This is a genomic window from Pantoea rwandensis, from assembly GCF_002095475.1.
Lineage (GTDB): Bacteria > Pseudomonadota > Gammaproteobacteria > Enterobacterales > Enterobacteriaceae > Pantoea > Pantoea rwandensis.
Map to the genome: position 1 here is coordinate 82,529 of NZ_MLFR01000006.1, position 15,029 is coordinate 97,557.

The window sequence follows — 15,029 nt, forward strand, 5'->3', positions numbered from 1 at the left end:
CCGCTCACTCCTCTTCACGCACCTGAATGCCGTGCTTCTTCATCATTGCGCGCAGTTGGTGGTAGGTCACGCGCAGTAACTCTGCGGCGCGGCGCTGGTTATATTTCGCCTGCTGCAAGCTGGCCTCCACTAACTCACGCTCCTGCTGGTTTTGCCACTGGCGAAGATCGAGCGGCAGGGTGGGTAAGCCGCTGACGCTGGGTTCGGCGATAATATCGGGTGGCGCGCTGCGGGGGGCAAACGGGTTGATGATGATGTTATCCAATTGCTCGTCAACGCTATGATGGCGATACACCGAACGCTCCACCACATTTTTCAACTCACGCACGTTGCCCGGCCAGTTGTGACTGAGCAGCGCCAGTTGCGCGCGTTCACTAAAGCCGGGGAAGAGTGGCATGCTCAGCTCACGACACATCTGAATGGCAAAATGTTCAGCCATCACCAAAATGTCGCTGCGACGTTCACGCAGCGGAGGCAGTTGCACCACATCGAAGGCGAGGCGATCGAGTAAATCGGCACGAAACTTTCCGGCCGCCGCGAGCGCGGGCAAGTCTTCATTGGTGGCGCACACCAAACGCACATTGACCTGCAAGGATTGATTACCGCCAACGCGTTCTAACTGACCGTACTCGATCACGCGCAGCAACTTCTCCTGAACCAGCATCGGTGCGGTTGCCAGTTCATCAAGAAATAAGGTTCCGGTATCGGCGCGTTCAAAACGGCCCAGGTGGCGTTTCTGTGCGCCAGTGAACGCGCCGGCTTCATGGCCGAAAAGTTCGGAATCCAGCAGATTTTCATTTAAGGCTGCGCAGTTCAGGGAGATGAAGGGGCCTTGCCAGCGATCGGAAAGATAGTGCAGGCGGCTGGCAATCAGCTCTTTACCGGTGCCACGCTCACCAATCACCAGCACCGGTTTTTCCAGCGGTGCGAGGCGGGAAACCTGCTCCAGCACTTCCAAAAAGTTATTGGATTCACCTAAAAGATTGTCGTTACCTGATGCCATGATGAATTTCGCCACGAGTTAATCAATTTCACTACCATAGTGGATGATCCAGCGAATGTAAAATCTGCAATCCTCTAAAAATCAAGGCATTAAAAGTTGGCATGGTCTTTGTATTAAGTAACCCTGTATTGCACAACCACATGACAAACAGAGGAACATCATTATGGGTATTTTTTCTCGTTTCGCCGACATCGTGAACGCTAACATCAATTCCCTGCTGGAGCGCGCCGAAGATCCGCAGAAACTGGTACGCCTGATGATTCAGGAAATGGAGGACACGCTGGTGGAAGTTCGATCCACCTCCGCACGCGCACTCGCTGAGAAAAAACAGCTGTCGCGCCGCATTGAGCAGGCGGAAATCCAACAGGCTGAATGGCAGGAAAAAGCCGAACTGGCGATTAATAAAGGTAAAGAAGATTTAGCGCGCGCCGCCTTAATCGAAAAACAGAAACTGACTGATTTGATTGCCTCGCTGCAGCAGGAATCGACGCAAGTTGAAGAAACACTGGAACGCATGAAGGGTGAGATTGGTGAGTTAGAGAAAAAGCTCACAGAAACCCGCGCTCGTCAGCAAGCACTGACGCTGCGTCATCAAGCGGCTTCCTCTTCTCGCGATGTACGTCGCCAACTTGATAGCGGCAAACTGGATGATGCGATGGCACGTTTTGAATCGTTTGAACGCCGCATCGATCACATGGAAGCTGAAGCGGAAAGTCAGCGCTTCGGTAAGCCTAAAGGTTTAGATCAGGAATTCGCCGAGCTGAAAGCTGATGATGAAATCAGCCAGCAGCTGGCTGCGCTGAAAGCCAAAATGAACCGCAGTGAGTAAGTAAGACGGGCCTGCCATCAGGCCCGTGCATAAAGGTGTACCTGAAAAAGGAAAATCAATGAGCGCACTATTTTTAGCCATACCCTTAACGATCTTTGTGCTGTTTGTCGCACCGATATGGTTATGGCTGCATTACAGCAACAAACGCAACGGTGGCGCGGAACTGTCATCCAGCGATATGCAGCGTCTACAACAGCTGACGCAAGAAGCACGCCGTATGCGTGAACGCGTTGATGCACTGGAAGCCATTCTTGATGCCGAGCATCCAAACTGGAGGCAACCATGATGAATGGCCGCAAGCTGTGGCGTATCCCGCAACAGGGGAAAATTCGCGGCGTCTGCGCCGGTCTGGCGGAGTACCTCGATATACCGGTGCGACTATTGCGCGTGATTGTGGTGCTGTCGCTATTTTTCGGTCTGTTCATGTTTACCGTCGTGGCGTACTTCATTCTTGGCTTCGTTCTGGATGAAAAGCCGTTAGATGCGCCTGACCAGCGAACGCCCACGGCACGTGACCTGCTGGATGAGCTGGATTCCGCGTTGAAAAGCGACGAACGCAACGTGCGAGAGATTGAACGCTACGTCACCTCTGAAACCTTCAGCGTGCGTAGCCGCTTTCGCCAGATCTGATTTATTCTCCGGGCCCGTGTGCGGGTCCGCTTCCCCGCATATTCTTAGAGGTGGACATGTATAATCAGCGTTTTACTGCTCTGCGCCGCCACGCAACACCTGCGTTGAAGTCGGCGGGGAAATTCATCATCATCAGTGCAGTAACCTATGGGCCCGGCGGCTTGGCTGGCTGGGCAGTAAAATCGGTGGCGCGTCGCCCGTTGCGCCTGTTACTGGCGGCCGCCCTGGAACCGTTGCTGAGCAAGGCGTTTAAACGCCTGTCAGCACGTTTCATCAGGGAGAGCGATGAAAAGACTGCAAAATGAACTGACGGCGTTGATGAACCGCGGTGTTGACCGCCATCTGCGCCTTGCGGTAACTGGCCTCAGCCGCAGCGGTAAAACCGCCTTCATCACTTCGCTGGTCAACCAGCTTCTCAATGTCCACAGCGGTGCGCGTTTGCCGCTGTTCTCTGTGGTGCGCGAAGAGCGCCTGCTCGGCGTAAAGCGCGTACCGCAGCGCGAACTCGGCACGCCACGCTTTACCTATGATGAAGGCTTAGCCCAGTTGTACGGCACACCTCCGGTTTGGCCAACGCCCACGCGCGGTGTGAGCGAAATGCGGCTGGCGCTGCGTTACCGCCCTCAACAATCGTTGCTGCGCCATTTTAAAGACACCGCTACGCTTTATCTGGAGATCGTCGATTATCCCGGCGAATGGCTGCTCGATCTGCCGATGCTGGCACAGGATTATCTGAGCTGGTCGCGTCAGATGATGGGACTGCTGCAGGGCGACCGCCAGCAGTGGTCGGCACACTGGCTCAGCCTTTGTCAGGATCTCGACCCGTTTGCACCGGCTGATGAAAATCGTCTGGCAGCCATTGCCACGGCCTGGACCGATTATTTGCACCAGTGCAAACGTGAAGGACTGCATTTTATTCAGCCGGGCCGTTTTGTCTTACCGGGTGATATGGCGGGCGCTCCGGCACTGCAATTCTTCCCGTGGCCGCAAGTGGAGGAAATGCACGCCAGCAAATTGCTACAGGCACCAGCTGGCAGCAACTTTGCCATGCTGCAACAGCGCTTCAATTATTACTGCCAGCATGTGGTAAAAGGCTTCTACAAAAATTATTTCCTGCGCTTTGACCGCCAAATCGTATTGGTGGATTGCCTGCAACCGCTGAACAGCGGCCCGCAAGCCTTTAATGACATGCGACTGGCGCTCACCCAACTGATGCAAAGCTTCCATTACGGTCAGCGTACGTTGTTCCGCCGGCTGTTTTCACCGGTGATTGATAAGCTGTTATTTGCCGCCACCAAAGCCGACCATATTACCGCCGACCAGCACGCCAATATGGTGTCGCTGTTACAACAGTTGGTGCAGGATGCGTGGCAAAACGCTGCGTTTGAAGGCATCAGCATGGATTGTATGGGGCTGGCATCCGTGCAGGCCACGGAAAGCGGCTTGGTGGATCATCGCGGCGAAAAATTGCCAGCACTGCGTGGTCATCGGCTCAACGATGGCGAAGCGCTGACCTTCTATCCTGGCGAAGTGCCCCCGCGTTTGCCGGGCCATCAATTCTGGCAACAGCAGGGCTTTCAATTTGAACAGTTCCGGCCGCAGCAGCTCGATGTTGATCGGCCGCTGCCGCACATTCGCATGGATGCCGCGCTGGAATTTTTACTTGGAGATAAATTGCGATGAGCGACGAAACCCCACTCAAACCTCGGATTGATTTTGCGCGCCCGCTTGAAGATGAAGCACAACAACCGCTGCGTCCGGCACAGACGTTCAGTGCAGAAACGGAGCGGGCATTTTTGGCTACCGCAGAAACCGAACCCCTGGAAGAAGGTGAGGGCGAAAAGGTGGTTGAAGCGGCGCTGCGTCCGAAGCGTAGTGTTTGGCGTAAAATGGTCGGTGTTGGGCTGGCAATTTTCGGCGTCAGCGTTGTCGCGCAGGGTGTTCAGTGGTTGCATGATGCGTGGATAACGCGTGACTGGTTCTCTCTGGGCACGGGTGTCGCCGGTGGATTAATTGTGGTCGCCGGCGCGGGTGCGTTGATTGGCGAATGGCGACGTCTTTATCGCTTACGTCAGCGGGCAGAAGAGCGCGATATTGGACGCGAATTGCTGCACAGTCACGGTATTGGCAAGGGCCGCGCATTTTGTGAGAAGTTGGCGCAGCAGGCGCAACTGGATCAGGCTCATCCTGCGTTACAACGCTGGCATGCCGCGCTGCATGAAACTCATAATGACCGCGAAATCGTGCTGCTCTATGCGCAATTGGTGCAACCGGTGTTGGATCGCCAGGCACATCGCGAAATCAGCCGTCACGCGGCGGAATCCACCTTAATGATCGCGGTCAGTCCGCTGGCGCTGGTGGACATGGCGTTTATTGCCTGGCGTAACCTACGACTGGTCAATCGCATCGCCGCGATTTACGGCATCGAACTCGGTTACTTCAGCCGCATCCGCCTGTTCCGTTTGGTGCTTCTCAATATGGCCTTTGCCGGGGCATCAGAACTGGTACGCGAAGTGGGGATGGACTGGATGTCACAGGACATTGCGGCACGGCTATCAGCTCGCGCCGCACAAGGGATTGGTGCGGGGTTGCTCACCGCACGTCTCGGCATCAAAGCGATGGAATTATGCCGGCCACTGCCTTGGCTGGAAGATGATAAACCCCGCCTGGGTGACTTCCGCCGTGAACTCCTGACGCAGTTGAAAGAATCCCTGATTAAAAACGGGGATAAAGCAGGCAAGCCTGCTAAATAATTCGCTGACGTTCACCTTTCACGCTGCTGATGGCGTGAAAGGTGAAATTATCTGTGTTAATTGTGATTTTCGACGGGATTATTGAGGGTTGTTCCGTTACACTTCTTCGCGTCACCTGCCTCAAGCTGTCAACTTTTCATGACAGCCCCCTTCTGAGGCGCTGCAAGTTAGCGTATTATCTCTAAAATCAAAACCTGACTAAGGCTCATCGCAATGCGTTTGGAAGTTTTCTGCCAGGACCGCATCGGTCTGGCGCGCGAGCTACTCGACCTGCTGGTTGCGCGCAACATCGACTTGCGCGGTATTGAAATTGCGCCCTTTGGTCGCATCTATCTCAATTTTTCCGCTCTGGAATTTGAACCCTTCAGTAATCTGATGGCGGAAATTCGTCGTACACCAGGCGTGACAGATGTGCGCACTGTGAGCTACATGCCTTCTGAACGCGAGCATCGCGCCTTGAGCGCATTACTGATTGCGATGCCAGAGCCGGTGCTCTCTATCGATCTAAAGTGCAAAATCGAACTGGCCAACCCGGCAGCGCAGAGTCTGTTTAATCTCGATGAACAGAAGTTACGTAATCAGAATGCCGCCACGCTAATCACCGGTTTTAACTTCCAACGCTGGATTGAGAACGAACGCGTGGAGGCACAGGCACAGCACGTGGTGATTCAGGGGCGTGATTTCCTGATGGAAGCGCGACCGATCTATCTGACGGAAGAGGAAGGGCAAAGCGATCAGCCAGTGGGCGCGATGATTACGTTGAAATCTACCGCGCGCATGGGTCAGCAACTGCAAAATCTTACCGTCACCGATGAATCTGAATTTGATCATATCGTTGCGGTCACGCCGAAAATGCGCCAGGTAATCGATCAGGCACGTAAACTGGCGATGCATGATGCGCCGCTGCTTATCGTCGGCGATACCGGTACGGGTAAAGACATGCTGGCGCGAGCCTGCCATCTGCGTAGCGCTCGCGGTAAAAAACCCTTCCTCGCGCTGAACTGTGCATCGCTGCCAGATGATGTCGCAGAGAGCGAACTGTTTGGTCACGCTGCAGGCGCTTACCCTAATGCACTGGAAGGCAAAAAAGGCTTCTTTGAACAGGCTAACGGCGGCTCAGTTTTGCTCGACGAAATCGGCGAAATGTCACCGCGCATGCAGACCAAACTGCTGCGTTTCCTCAACGATGGCACGTTCCGTCGGGTGGGCGAAGAGCATGAAGTGCATGTCGATGTCCGCGTGATTTGTGCCACGCAAAAGAATCTGATTGAGCTGGTGCAGCGTGGTGAATTCCGTGAAGACCTGTTCTATCGTCTGAACGTGCTGACGCTGAATTTGCCACCGCTGCGCGAACGTCCGCTGGATATTTTGCCGCTAACCGAGATGTTTGTGGCACGTTTCTCTGATGAGCAGGGTTTACCTCGGCCTCGTCTCTCACCGCAGCTGGTGCCATTCCTGACGCGTTATAACTGGCCAGGCAATGTGCGTCAGCTGAAGAACGCACTGTATCGCGCATTGACCCAGTTGGAAGGCTACGAACTGCGTCCGCAGGATATTGTGTTGCCGGAGCAGGCGTTAGATGTGTCGCTGGGTGAAGAAGCTATGGAGGGCTCACTGGATGATATTACCAGTCGTTTTGAACGCTCAGTGCTGACGCGCCTTTATCTCTCTTATCCCAGCACGCGCAAACTGGCGAAGCGACTTGGTGTATCGCATACCGCGATTGCTAACAAACTGCGTGAATACGGGTTGGGGCAGAAGCGTAACGAAAGCGAGTAAGTGCACATTCCGTAGCTACCGCTTGACGTGCAAGACGGTAGCTACGATACCTGCGATCTGGCATCCCGGTTTGCAAATGTGCACTCATCCAGGCATTCAGATGTCTACCTGACTTCCTTCTCGCTTAAACACCGGAATCTCACTGAGCATTGCGGAAACGTTGATGCGTTGCCCGCCTTGATAGCATTCACCATTGCGGTCAATCCATTGCTCACCAGCTGGCAGCCACACTCCACGTTCACGCTGACCCGCATGCAGTACCGGTGCCACCAGAATGTCGCGGCCCAGCAGATATTGATCTTCCACTTGCCAGCTCTCTGGCTGCCGCGGGTAGTGATAGAACAGCGGGCGCATAACCGGATCGCCATGCTCGTGGGCCTCGCGCATCAGGCCATCAATATAAGGGCGCAGCCGCTCACGTTGCATCAGGCAACTTTTCATCAGCGCGTAATTCTCCTCACCGTAACTCCATACCTCATTGGGTGAGCCACTGTTGCATTGGGCAATACCGTCGCGCCAGGCTTCTGCTGGCGCAATCTGCGGTTCTCGATAACCATGGAGACGCATCACCGGACAGAATACCGCCCACTGGAACCAACGGATCAACAGTTCATGAAAGGCCGGGTCATGGATGTTACCGCCCTGAAAACCGCCAATGTCAGTGGTCCACCACGGAATACCTGCCATCGCCATATTGAGTCCAGCAGTGAACTGGTTGCGTAAGGAATGGAACGAGGAGTGAACGTCACCTGACCAGGCAAGCACGCCGTAACGCTGGCTACCCGCCCAGGCGCAGCGCACCAGATTGACAATCTCGCTCTCACCCTGCTGTTGCAGCCCTTCATAAAATCCGCGGGCAAACAGCTGCGGATAAATGTTTCCCACTTCCTGTACCGGTCCCAGGTGATAGCGGTAGTTATCAAAATCGTAGGCACGATACTCCGGCTCCGCTTCATCGAGCCAGAAAGTACGGATGCCATGGTCATAATAATTGCGCTTAACTTCCTGCCAGACGAACTCGCGTGCGGCGGGATGCGTGGCGTCAAAAAAGGTGGTATTGCCCAGAAAATCGAGATTCACTGATACGCCGCGCTCGCTGTTAACCAGCAATCCTTTGGATTTCATCACACGATAGTTATCACTGCGACTGTCGACCGTGGGCCACACCGACACCATGGTTTCGATACCCATTTCCTTGAGTTCCTGAACCATGGCACGCGGATCCGGCCAGTCTCGTGCGTCGAAACACCAGGTTCCCTGATTTGGCCAGTGGAAAAAATCGATGACAATGACCGAGAGCGGCAACTGCAGGCGGCGATACTCGCGCGCCACCTCCAGCACTTCCTGCTGAGTGCGATAGCGCAGTTTGCACTGCCAGAAGCCGGTGGCGAAGGTAGGCATCATCGGTGCTGTACCGGTAGCGCGGCCATACTGGCGCACGATTTCAGCCGGTGTATCGCCTGCGGTGATCCAGTAATCCATCTGGTCGGTGACTTCGGCCTGCCAGCGCGTACCGTTTTTACCAAAAGTCACTTCGCCGATGGCTGGGTTATGCCACAGCAAGCCGTAGCCAAGATTGGACACCATGAACGGCACGCTGGCCTGCGAGTTACGCTGTGCCAGCTCAAGCGTGCAGCCTTTCAGGTCGAGACAATCCTGTTGATACTGGCCCATGCCATAGACTTTCTCTTCCGCACGCGCTTCAAAGCGCACGCTGAGCTGATATTTCCCACCAGGAATCGGTCGAAAGGTGCGAGCATCCAGTTTCAGGGCGCTGATGTATTTGTCCTGACTCTTTTCACTCGCACCGATGCCTACGGTGCTGCGCTGACGCCAGAACTCCTCCAGCAGCAGTTCTCCATGCTGATTGTAAAAAGCCAGCTGGCCGCGAATATTCAATGTGGCGGTAATGTTTCCGTTACGCAGGCTGAGAGATTCAGGCTCTTGCTGGATCTCCACCTCACAGGCTGCAGGCGATAGCAATGCCCAGTCATGATCAATCAGATCGGGCTGACAAGTGGCTCGTACTCGCAGGCTATGCGCGCCCCAAGGTTCGATGACCAGCGTCTGGCGGTCAAATGTCCAGACAATACGCTGGGATTCGGCGCGTAATTCGCTCATGACAACTCCTGTGATTGTAAAAGGGGGGAGGCAGTTGCAGCCGGTTGGGCTGACACTTTGTTCTGATTGATGGTGCGCATGGTGGCATCGTTAAGTTTGTAACCGCGCATCGCTAGCGCGCTTAACAGCGACAGCAGGCCGGGGACGACTGAAAACAGCGCCACGATGGCCATCATAGCGGCGGGCTGCTGATGCGGTGCTTGAGCAACGTAACCGCTCAGTCCAAGTGTCCAGCCGACTATCGCGCCGCTGATGGCCATGCCCATTTTCAACACGGCGAGCAGGGTGGAGAAGACGGTGCCATCGAGGCGCTTACCCTGGCGATATTCACCGTAATCCACGACGTCGGCCATCATCACCCACATCAGCGTGGTGGTGACTTGATAGAAGCTGGAGACGATAAAGGTCATGCCAACCAACAGCACCAACGAACCAGGCAGGAACACAATACTGATACTTAACACGCCGGCAGTGATGGCGCTGAGGGTAAAGGCGGTGATTTTGTTCAGGCGGCGCGTCAGCAGTTTTGCCAGCACGCTACCGACGCTTTTGCCGACAATATGCGCAGCTAACAGCCACATGAAGAGGCCGGCATTACCCAGAAAATAGGTGACGTAATACATCATCGCGCCTAGCCTGACCACGCCGAACGAGATATTGCAGAACACCAATAACGCGACCACTCGCCATTGATCGTTACGCAGCAAATCGCGCAAATCAGCGAGAAAATTGCCATGGTTGGCGGGAGCATGGATTCGTTCGCGGGTGTTAAGGAAGCAGATAAAAAACAGCAGAGTTGCCAGCGTCGCCATAATCGACATCGCCGCGAAGTAACCGTCCAGTTTATTACCGCCGCCCAGCCAGGTGGCGAGTGGAATCATCAGGAACGTGGACATCGCGCCGCCCAGCGTTGCAAGGAAAAATCGCCATGATTGCAGCGAGATGCGCTGATTATCATCGGCGGTGATAATCGCCCCCATTGAGCAGTAAGGAATATTGATAGCGGTGTACATCAGCATCATCAGGCTGTAAGTCACGGCGGCGTAAATCATTTTTCCAGAGAGCGACAGACTCTCCGGTACCGCATAAATCAACATACAACTGACACCGAACGGCACCGCCAGCATCAATAACCAGGGACGGAATTTGCCCCAGCGCGAACGCGTTCGGTCAGCAACCATCCCCATCGCCGGATCGATCACCGCGTCAGCAACGCGCGCCAGTAAAAACAGCGTGCCAACAAAGATCGCAGGCAGGCCAACCACATCGGTGTAGTAAAAGGTGAGAAAAATAATGACGTTATCAATGGCAATATGGCTGGCCATATCACCCAGACCGTAACTGATTTTTTCTTTAATGGATAAACTTGCTTGCATAAAGACTCCCGCCTGTCTTTGAATCGCTTAAGGGCAATTGACGGTTAGTTATAGGTAGCGAACCGGATGGGAACAATTGCGGGATTTGTTACGGGGTTTATGTTTTTTAATTAATGTGATACGGGTAACAAGAATCACATAAAAATAAAAAGTGGCGTTAGAAAATACAACGTATCAATATGGATCAATAGTTTAAAAAAATGGCGGTGTTAATGGCGCCATAAAAAAAGCACCGAATAATTAATCATTCGGTGCTTTTTATTCGGCCTCAATAACGGGCTTTTTAAACGGGCAAGATTACTTCAGTGCAGCCAGTGCCGCATCGTAGTTAGGCTCTTCGGTGATTTCGTTCACCAGTTCGCTGTAAACCACTTTGTCATTCTCATCCAGCACTACCACGGCACGTGCAGTCAGGCCTTTCAGTGGGCCATCAGCAATCGCTACGCCGTAATCTTCTTTAAACTCAGCACCACGCAAGGCTGACAAGGTCACCACATTGCTGACGTTTTCCGCGCCGCAGAAACGAGACTGCGCAAACGGCAAGTCAGCAGAGATGCACAGCACTACGGTATTATCCGCTTCGCCTGAGCGCTCGTTGAACTTACGCACTGATGCGGCACATACACCGGTATCAATACTTGGGAAAATATTCAGAACTTTGCGTTTACCTGCATACTTAGAAAGGGATACGTCGCTAAGGTCTTTAGCCACCAGGCTGAAAGGTTTAGCTTGTTCGCCAGCCTGCGGGAAGTGACCTGCAACTGGGACCGGGTTGCCCTGGAAGTGAACATTCTGAGACATATGATTTCCTTTTAGCGAAGAATTAATCTGGCATTTTACCTGCCAGAGCAGATATAGCGTTTGTTTATGACATAATTTTGAAGGGTTTACGAGCGCATTTCGCAGCGAAAACCGAGGCGACGCGCAATTAAGTGATGGATTTAAGGAGAAATAATGAGAACAGTGAAGAGTTATCCGGAAGCCTGGCCGTTGCATTCGCCGTTTGTTATTTCTCGTGGAAGTCGGACGGAAGCCCATGTGGTAGTGGTCGAAATTGAGCAGGACGGTTTGAAAGGTATCGGTGAAGCCACACCTTATGCGCGTTATGGTGAGAGTGAGACCTCTGTGCTGCAGCAAATTGCGGCGCAACTGCCCGCAATACAAAACGGCATGACCCGTACGGAACTTCAACATGCGTTACCCGCCGGCGCTGCGCGTAACGCCCTGGACTGCGCGTTGTGGGATCTCGAGCGTCAGCAGCAGGGTAAAACATTGCAGGCATTATGTGGCGTTCACCTCGCGTCTGACATCACCACTGCGCATACGGTCAGTATTGATACACCAGAAGCTATGGCGAGCAGTGCGCTGGCGCTTTGGCAAAACGGCGCAAGTCTGTTAAAGATCAAACTCGATCATCATCTGATCAGCGAACGTTTAGTCGCGATTAGAACCGCGGTGCCGGACGCCACCTTAATTGTTGATGCCAATGAGTCATGGCATGTAGAAGGGCTGGCGGCGCGTTGCCAGTTGCTGGCGGATCTCAACGTCGCGATGCTTGAACAACCGCTTCCTGCTGCCGAAGATGCTGCGCTCAGCCATTTTGTCCACCCGTTACCCATTTGTGCCGATGAAAGTTGCCATACGCGTGAGCAGTTGGCACAGCTGAAAGGGCGCTATGACATGGTGAACATCAAGTTGGATAAATCGGGTGGATTAACCGAAGCGCTGGCGTTAGCCATTGAAGCACGACAGCAAGGGTTTGCCGTGATGCTGGGCTGTATGCTGTGTACCTCACGTGCAATCCGCGCTGCACTGCCACTGACCCCGATAGCAAAATTTGCCGATCTGGATGGCCCAACCTGGCTGGCAGCCGATGTTGAGCCATCACTACACTTCGAACATGGCGTGCTTAAACTCGCGGCTGCCAACGTAGCAGATTAATCATCGCTTCCAGATACACTTCAGTGGCTTCATCAACGGAAATTGGCGGCATCTCGGCGGTAATACACAACAAGCCGAGATCGTCGCACCAGCTGCCGAATGATCCCGGCGTGGCGTAGCCCACACTGCTCACGACCGGTAGCTGGGTTTGTTCCGCCAGCCATTGTGCCAATGCGCTGTGGTGCGGATCGTCAATGCAAGCCAGCGGTTCATGCCATGAGACAACCCATTGCGGCTTGATGTGATGGATCAGTTGGCATAACGCCTGCGTTTCGGGTTCTGAAGCGGGGGTAGCTCCGGTAGAGAGCACCACGTCGCGCTCATCGGCAGCGCTATTCCAGCGGTAAACGGTATCGCCGTTTTTCCAGTTGGCTGCTGGGAAGTTACGATTGAGATCCACACCGTTAGCATTGGCGCGAAGGCCGAGCTGACATCCATCAGGATTGACCGCCAGCACCACATGATGTCGACGCAAAGCCTCCGGTAGCGTACGCATTGCACCAGACAATGTGGCCACCGCGGCATTCTCGTCACCGTGAGTACCGGCAATAATTAAGCCACTCTCTGCATCGGCAGCAGGGGCAGGGAACCACAACAGCGGCGCACCCAGCACCGACTGACCATACTGTTGCCAGGCAGCGTCCAGCTTGCCGCGCAAGGGACGTGGATGATGTGACGACATGACATTCCTCTCTGAAAGCGTGCAATTCAGACAACCTGCATCAGGCTGACATTCAAAATTAAAAGTGTGACCGGAATCCAGCCTCAACATAACGGTAATCAGCGCGAGGGGAAATAGCTATATATCAATCAGCAATTTGCGATAAAGTGCCAAAAGTTGCTGGCGACACAAACTTCTTCGCAGTCGCCATTTTTTGGGTAAAGGAGTGGTGATGAAATTAACTTTCCGCAATACGCTGGCCGCCGTTTTAATTGCTGGCGCAATCTCACCCGTTTTTGCTGCCAATGTGCCTTCGGGGGCGCAGCTGGCAAGTACGCAAGAAATTGTCCGCCATATTAAAGATGAACCCGCCTCATTAGATCCTATGAAGGCAGTCGGATTGCCCGAAATTCAGGTGATGCGCGATCTGTTTGAAGGGCTCACCAATCAAGATGCCCACGGCAAAATCGTGCCAGGTGTCGCGCAAAGCTGGAACAGTAGCGATAACAAAACCTGGGTCTTTACCTTACGAAAAGACGCGCGCTGGTCGAATGGCGAGCCGGTGACGGCTCAGGATTTCGTTTATAGCTGGCAGCGTTTGGTTGAGCCTAAAAACAGTTCACCTTTTGCCTGGTTTGCTGCGCTGAGTGGCATCGAAAATGCCGACGCCATCACTAAAGGCCAAATGAGCGCAGACAAACTCGGTGTCATCGCGACGGATGCTACGCACTTAAAAGTGACATTGTCACGACCTGTGCCGTGGTTCCCTGCTATGGTGGCGAATGCCGCGATGTATCCTGTCCCGCAAAAAGTTATTGAGGAAAACGGTGATGGCTGGACCTCTCCTGGCAAGCTGATCGGTAATGGCGCATATCAACTGCAAGACCGAGTGGTGAATGAGAAAATCGTGCTGGTGCGTAATCCGCACTACTGGGATGACAGCCATTCAGTCCTGACTAAAGTGACCTTTATCCCCATCAATGAAGAGTCGAGCGCGACTAAACGTTATCGCGCGGGGGACATCGATATCACCGAATCCTTCCCGAAAAATATGTACGCGCTGCTGAAAAAAGAGCTGCCGGGCCAGGTGTATACGCCGGATCAGTTGGGGACCTATTACTACGCCTTCAATACGCAGAAAGGCCCAACCGCTGATGTCCGCGTGCGTAAAGCGCTGTCGTGGAGCATTGATCGTCGGATTATCGCTGAGAAAGTGCTGGGAACCGGCGAGAAGCCAGCCTGGCAATTCACTCCGGATGTCACCGCAGGCTTCACGCCGCAGCAAAGCTATCTGCAACAGCATAGCCAGCAAGAGTTGAATGCACAGGCGAAAGCATTGTTGAGCGCGGCGGGTTATGGCCCTGGCAAACCGCTGCATCTCACGCTGCTCTACAACACTTCTGAAAGCCACCAGAAAATTGCTATCGCGGTGGCTTCTATGTGGAAGAAGAATCTCGGTGTGGACGTCACGCTGCAAAATCAGGAATGGAAAACCTACATAGATAGCCGTAACACCGGCAGCTTCGACGTTATCCGTGCATCCTGGGTCGGCGACTATAATGAGCCTTCCACTTTCCTCAGTTTGCTGACCTCCAGCCACAGCGGCAATATCGCGCGTTTCCACAGCGCGGATTATGATGCGGTATTAGCCAAGGCCAGTCAGGAGACTAACCCGGCGGCACGGAACAGTGATTACAACAAAGCTGAGCAGATCATCGCCGATCAAGCGCCGATCGCGCCGATCTATCAATACACCAATGGTCGATTAATCAAACCGTGGGTGAAGGGCTATCCGATTACCAACCCGGAAGACGTTGCCTACAGCCGCGAATTGTGGATTGAGAAGCATTGATGTAGAGATTACACATCATGGTAGCGGCACGATTTATCGTGCAGATTTGTCCAGTGGTCTGCTGACATACGCGAAATAGAGGAC

The 15,029-nt window shown here is 53.7% G+C and carries 14 protein-coding genes; 9 read left to right on the top strand and 5 right to left on the bottom strand.

The features are described from left to right. Positions 1-4 precede the first annotated feature (4 nt). On the bottom strand, positions 5-1,003 hold the full coding sequence (gene pspF / locus HA51_RS08865; RefSeq protein ID WP_084934247.1) for a phage shock protein operon transcriptional activator: 999 nt from the start codon (positions 1,001-1,003) through the stop codon (positions 5-7). 163 nt (positions 1,004-1,166) lie between these two features. Between pspF and pspA the strand changes: the two genes are divergently transcribed. The 7 genes from pspA to tyrR all read left to right on the top strand — a co-directional run bounded on the left by pspA (position 1,167) and on the right by tyrR (position 6,994). Further along, positions 1,167-1,832, top strand: a complete 666-nt coding sequence (gene pspA / locus HA51_RS08870) for a phage shock protein PspA (RefSeq protein ID WP_084934175.1) — start codon at positions 1,167-1,169, stop codon at positions 1,830-1,832. A 58-nt stretch (positions 1,833-1,890) separates the two neighbouring features. Further along, complete coding sequence (pspB, locus tag HA51_RS08875; protein WP_084934176.1) at positions 1,891-2,118, top strand: envelope stress response membrane protein PspB; 228 nt, start codon at positions 1,891-1,893, stop codon at positions 2,116-2,118. Continuing rightward, positions 2,115-2,462: an envelope stress response membrane protein PspC gene (gene pspC / locus HA51_RS08880; protein ID WP_084934177.1), complete on the top strand. Its 348-nt coding sequence runs from the start codon at positions 2,115-2,117 to the stop codon at positions 2,460-2,462. Before pspB ends, pspC begins: the two co-directional genes overlap by 4 nt. Before the next feature lie 56 nt (positions 2,463-2,518). Beyond that, positions 2,519-2,767, top strand: coding sequence for a phage shock protein PspD (gene pspD, locus HA51_RS08885; RefSeq protein WP_084934178.1), 249 nt, complete (start codon positions 2,519-2,521; stop codon positions 2,765-2,767). Further along, positions 2,748-4,145, top strand: coding sequence for a YcjX family GTP-binding protein (locus tag HA51_RS08890; RefSeq protein WP_084934179.1), 1,398 nt, complete (start codon positions 2,748-2,750; stop codon positions 4,143-4,145). The genes pspD and HA51_RS08890 overlap by 20 nt, the downstream gene beginning before the upstream one ends. Beyond that, complete coding sequence (locus HA51_RS08895; RefSeq protein WP_084934180.1) at positions 4,142-5,215, top strand: YcjF family protein; 1,074 nt, start codon at positions 4,142-4,144, stop codon at positions 5,213-5,215. Before HA51_RS08890 ends, HA51_RS08895 begins: the two co-directional genes overlap by 4 nt. Positions 5,216-5,428: 213 nt before the next feature. After that, entirely contained in the window at positions 5,429-6,994 is a 1,566-nt protein-coding gene (gene tyrR / locus HA51_RS08900) for a transcriptional regulator TyrR (protein ID WP_084934181.1), read from the top strand. Positions 6,995-7,090: 96 nt separating this feature from the next. On the opposite strand, the gene HA51_RS08905 is transcribed toward tyrR, so the two are convergent. From HA51_RS08905 to tpx, 3 genes are all read right to left on the bottom strand, one after another. After that, a complete protein-coding gene (locus HA51_RS08905) occupies positions 7,091-9,115 on the bottom strand; it encodes a glycoside hydrolase family 31 protein (protein WP_084934182.1) in 2,025 nt (674 codons plus the stop codon). Further along, positions 9,112-10,491 (bottom strand): glycoside-pentoside-hexuronide (GPH):cation symporter, encoded by a 1,380-nt coding sequence (locus HA51_RS08910; RefSeq protein WP_084934183.1) that lies wholly within the window; start codon positions 10,489-10,491, stop codon positions 9,112-9,114. The genes HA51_RS08905 and HA51_RS08910 overlap by 4 nt, the downstream gene beginning before the upstream one ends. Positions 10,492-10,788: 297 nt before the next feature. Beyond that, the gene (gene tpx, locus HA51_RS08915) at positions 10,789-11,292 is read right to left on the bottom strand and encodes a thiol peroxidase (RefSeq protein WP_084934184.1); all 504 of its coding nucleotides are present in this window, start codon (positions 11,290-11,292) and stop codon (positions 10,789-10,791) included. Between the two features lie 153 nt (positions 11,293-11,445). On the opposite strand from tpx, the gene ycjG reads away from it, so the two are divergent. Beyond that, on the top strand, positions 11,446-12,432 hold the full coding sequence (ycjG, locus tag HA51_RS08920; protein ID WP_084934185.1) for an L-Ala-D/L-Glu epimerase: 987 nt from the start codon (positions 11,446-11,448) through the stop codon (positions 12,430-12,432). On the opposite strand, the gene mpaA is transcribed toward ycjG, so the two are convergent. After that, positions 12,401-13,114 carry a murein tripeptide amidase MpaA gene (gene mpaA, locus HA51_RS08925; RefSeq protein ID WP_084934186.1) on the bottom strand — a complete coding sequence of 238 codons (714 nt, stop codon included), beginning with the start codon at positions 13,112-13,114 and terminating at the stop codon, positions 12,401-12,403. The two genes, ycjG and mpaA, sit on opposite strands and share 32 nt — an antisense overlap. A gap of 211 nt (positions 13,115-13,325) precedes the next feature. Between mpaA and HA51_RS08930 the strand changes: the two genes are divergently transcribed. Beyond that, on the top strand, positions 13,326-14,945 hold the full coding sequence (locus HA51_RS08930; RefSeq protein ID WP_084934187.1) for a peptide ABC transporter substrate-binding protein: 1,620 nt from the start codon (positions 13,326-13,328) through the stop codon (positions 14,943-14,945). Positions 14,946-15,029 lie beyond the last annotated feature (84 nt).

Coding starts and splice junctions, on each gene's coding strand:
- pspF (WP_084934247.1), bottom strand. CDS start 1,003: ATGGCATCAGGTAACGACAATCTTTTAGGTGAATCCAATAACTTTTTG.
- pspA (WP_084934175.1), top strand. CDS start 1,167: ATGGGTATTTTTTCTCGTTTCGCCGACATCGTGAACGCTAACATCAAT.
- pspB (WP_084934176.1), top strand. CDS start 1,891: ATGAGCGCACTATTTTTAGCCATACCCTTAACGATCTTTGTGCTGTTT.
- pspC (WP_084934177.1), top strand. CDS start 2,115: ATGATGAATGGCCGCAAGCTGTGGCGTATCCCGCAACAGGGGAAAATT.
- pspD (WP_084934178.1), top strand. CDS start 2,519: ATGTATAATCAGCGTTTTACTGCTCTGCGCCGCCACGCAACACCTGCG.
- HA51_RS08890 (WP_084934179.1), top strand. CDS start 2,748: ATGAAAAGACTGCAAAATGAACTGACGGCGTTGATGAACCGCGGTGTT.
- HA51_RS08895 (WP_084934180.1), top strand. CDS start 4,142: ATGAGCGACGAAACCCCACTCAAACCTCGGATTGATTTTGCGCGCCCG.
- tyrR (WP_084934181.1), top strand. CDS start 5,429: ATGCGTTTGGAAGTTTTCTGCCAGGACCGCATCGGTCTGGCGCGCGAG.
- HA51_RS08905 (WP_084934182.1), bottom strand. CDS start 9,115: ATGAGCGAATTACGCGCCGAATCCCAGCGTATTGTCTGGACATTTGAC.
- HA51_RS08910 (WP_084934183.1), bottom strand. CDS start 10,491: ATGCAAGCAAGTTTATCCATTAAAGAAAAAATCAGTTACGGTCTGGGT.
- tpx (WP_084934184.1), bottom strand. CDS start 11,292: ATGTCTCAGAATGTTCACTTCCAGGGCAACCCGGTCCCAGTTGCAGGT.
- ycjG (WP_084934185.1), top strand. CDS start 11,446: ATGAGAACAGTGAAGAGTTATCCGGAAGCCTGGCCGTTGCATTCGCCG.
- mpaA (WP_084934186.1), bottom strand. CDS start 13,114: ATGTCGTCACATCATCCACGTCCCTTGCGCGGCAAGCTGGACGCTGCC.
- HA51_RS08930 (WP_084934187.1), top strand. CDS start 13,326: ATGAAATTAACTTTCCGCAATACGCTGGCCGCCGTTTTAATTGCTGGC.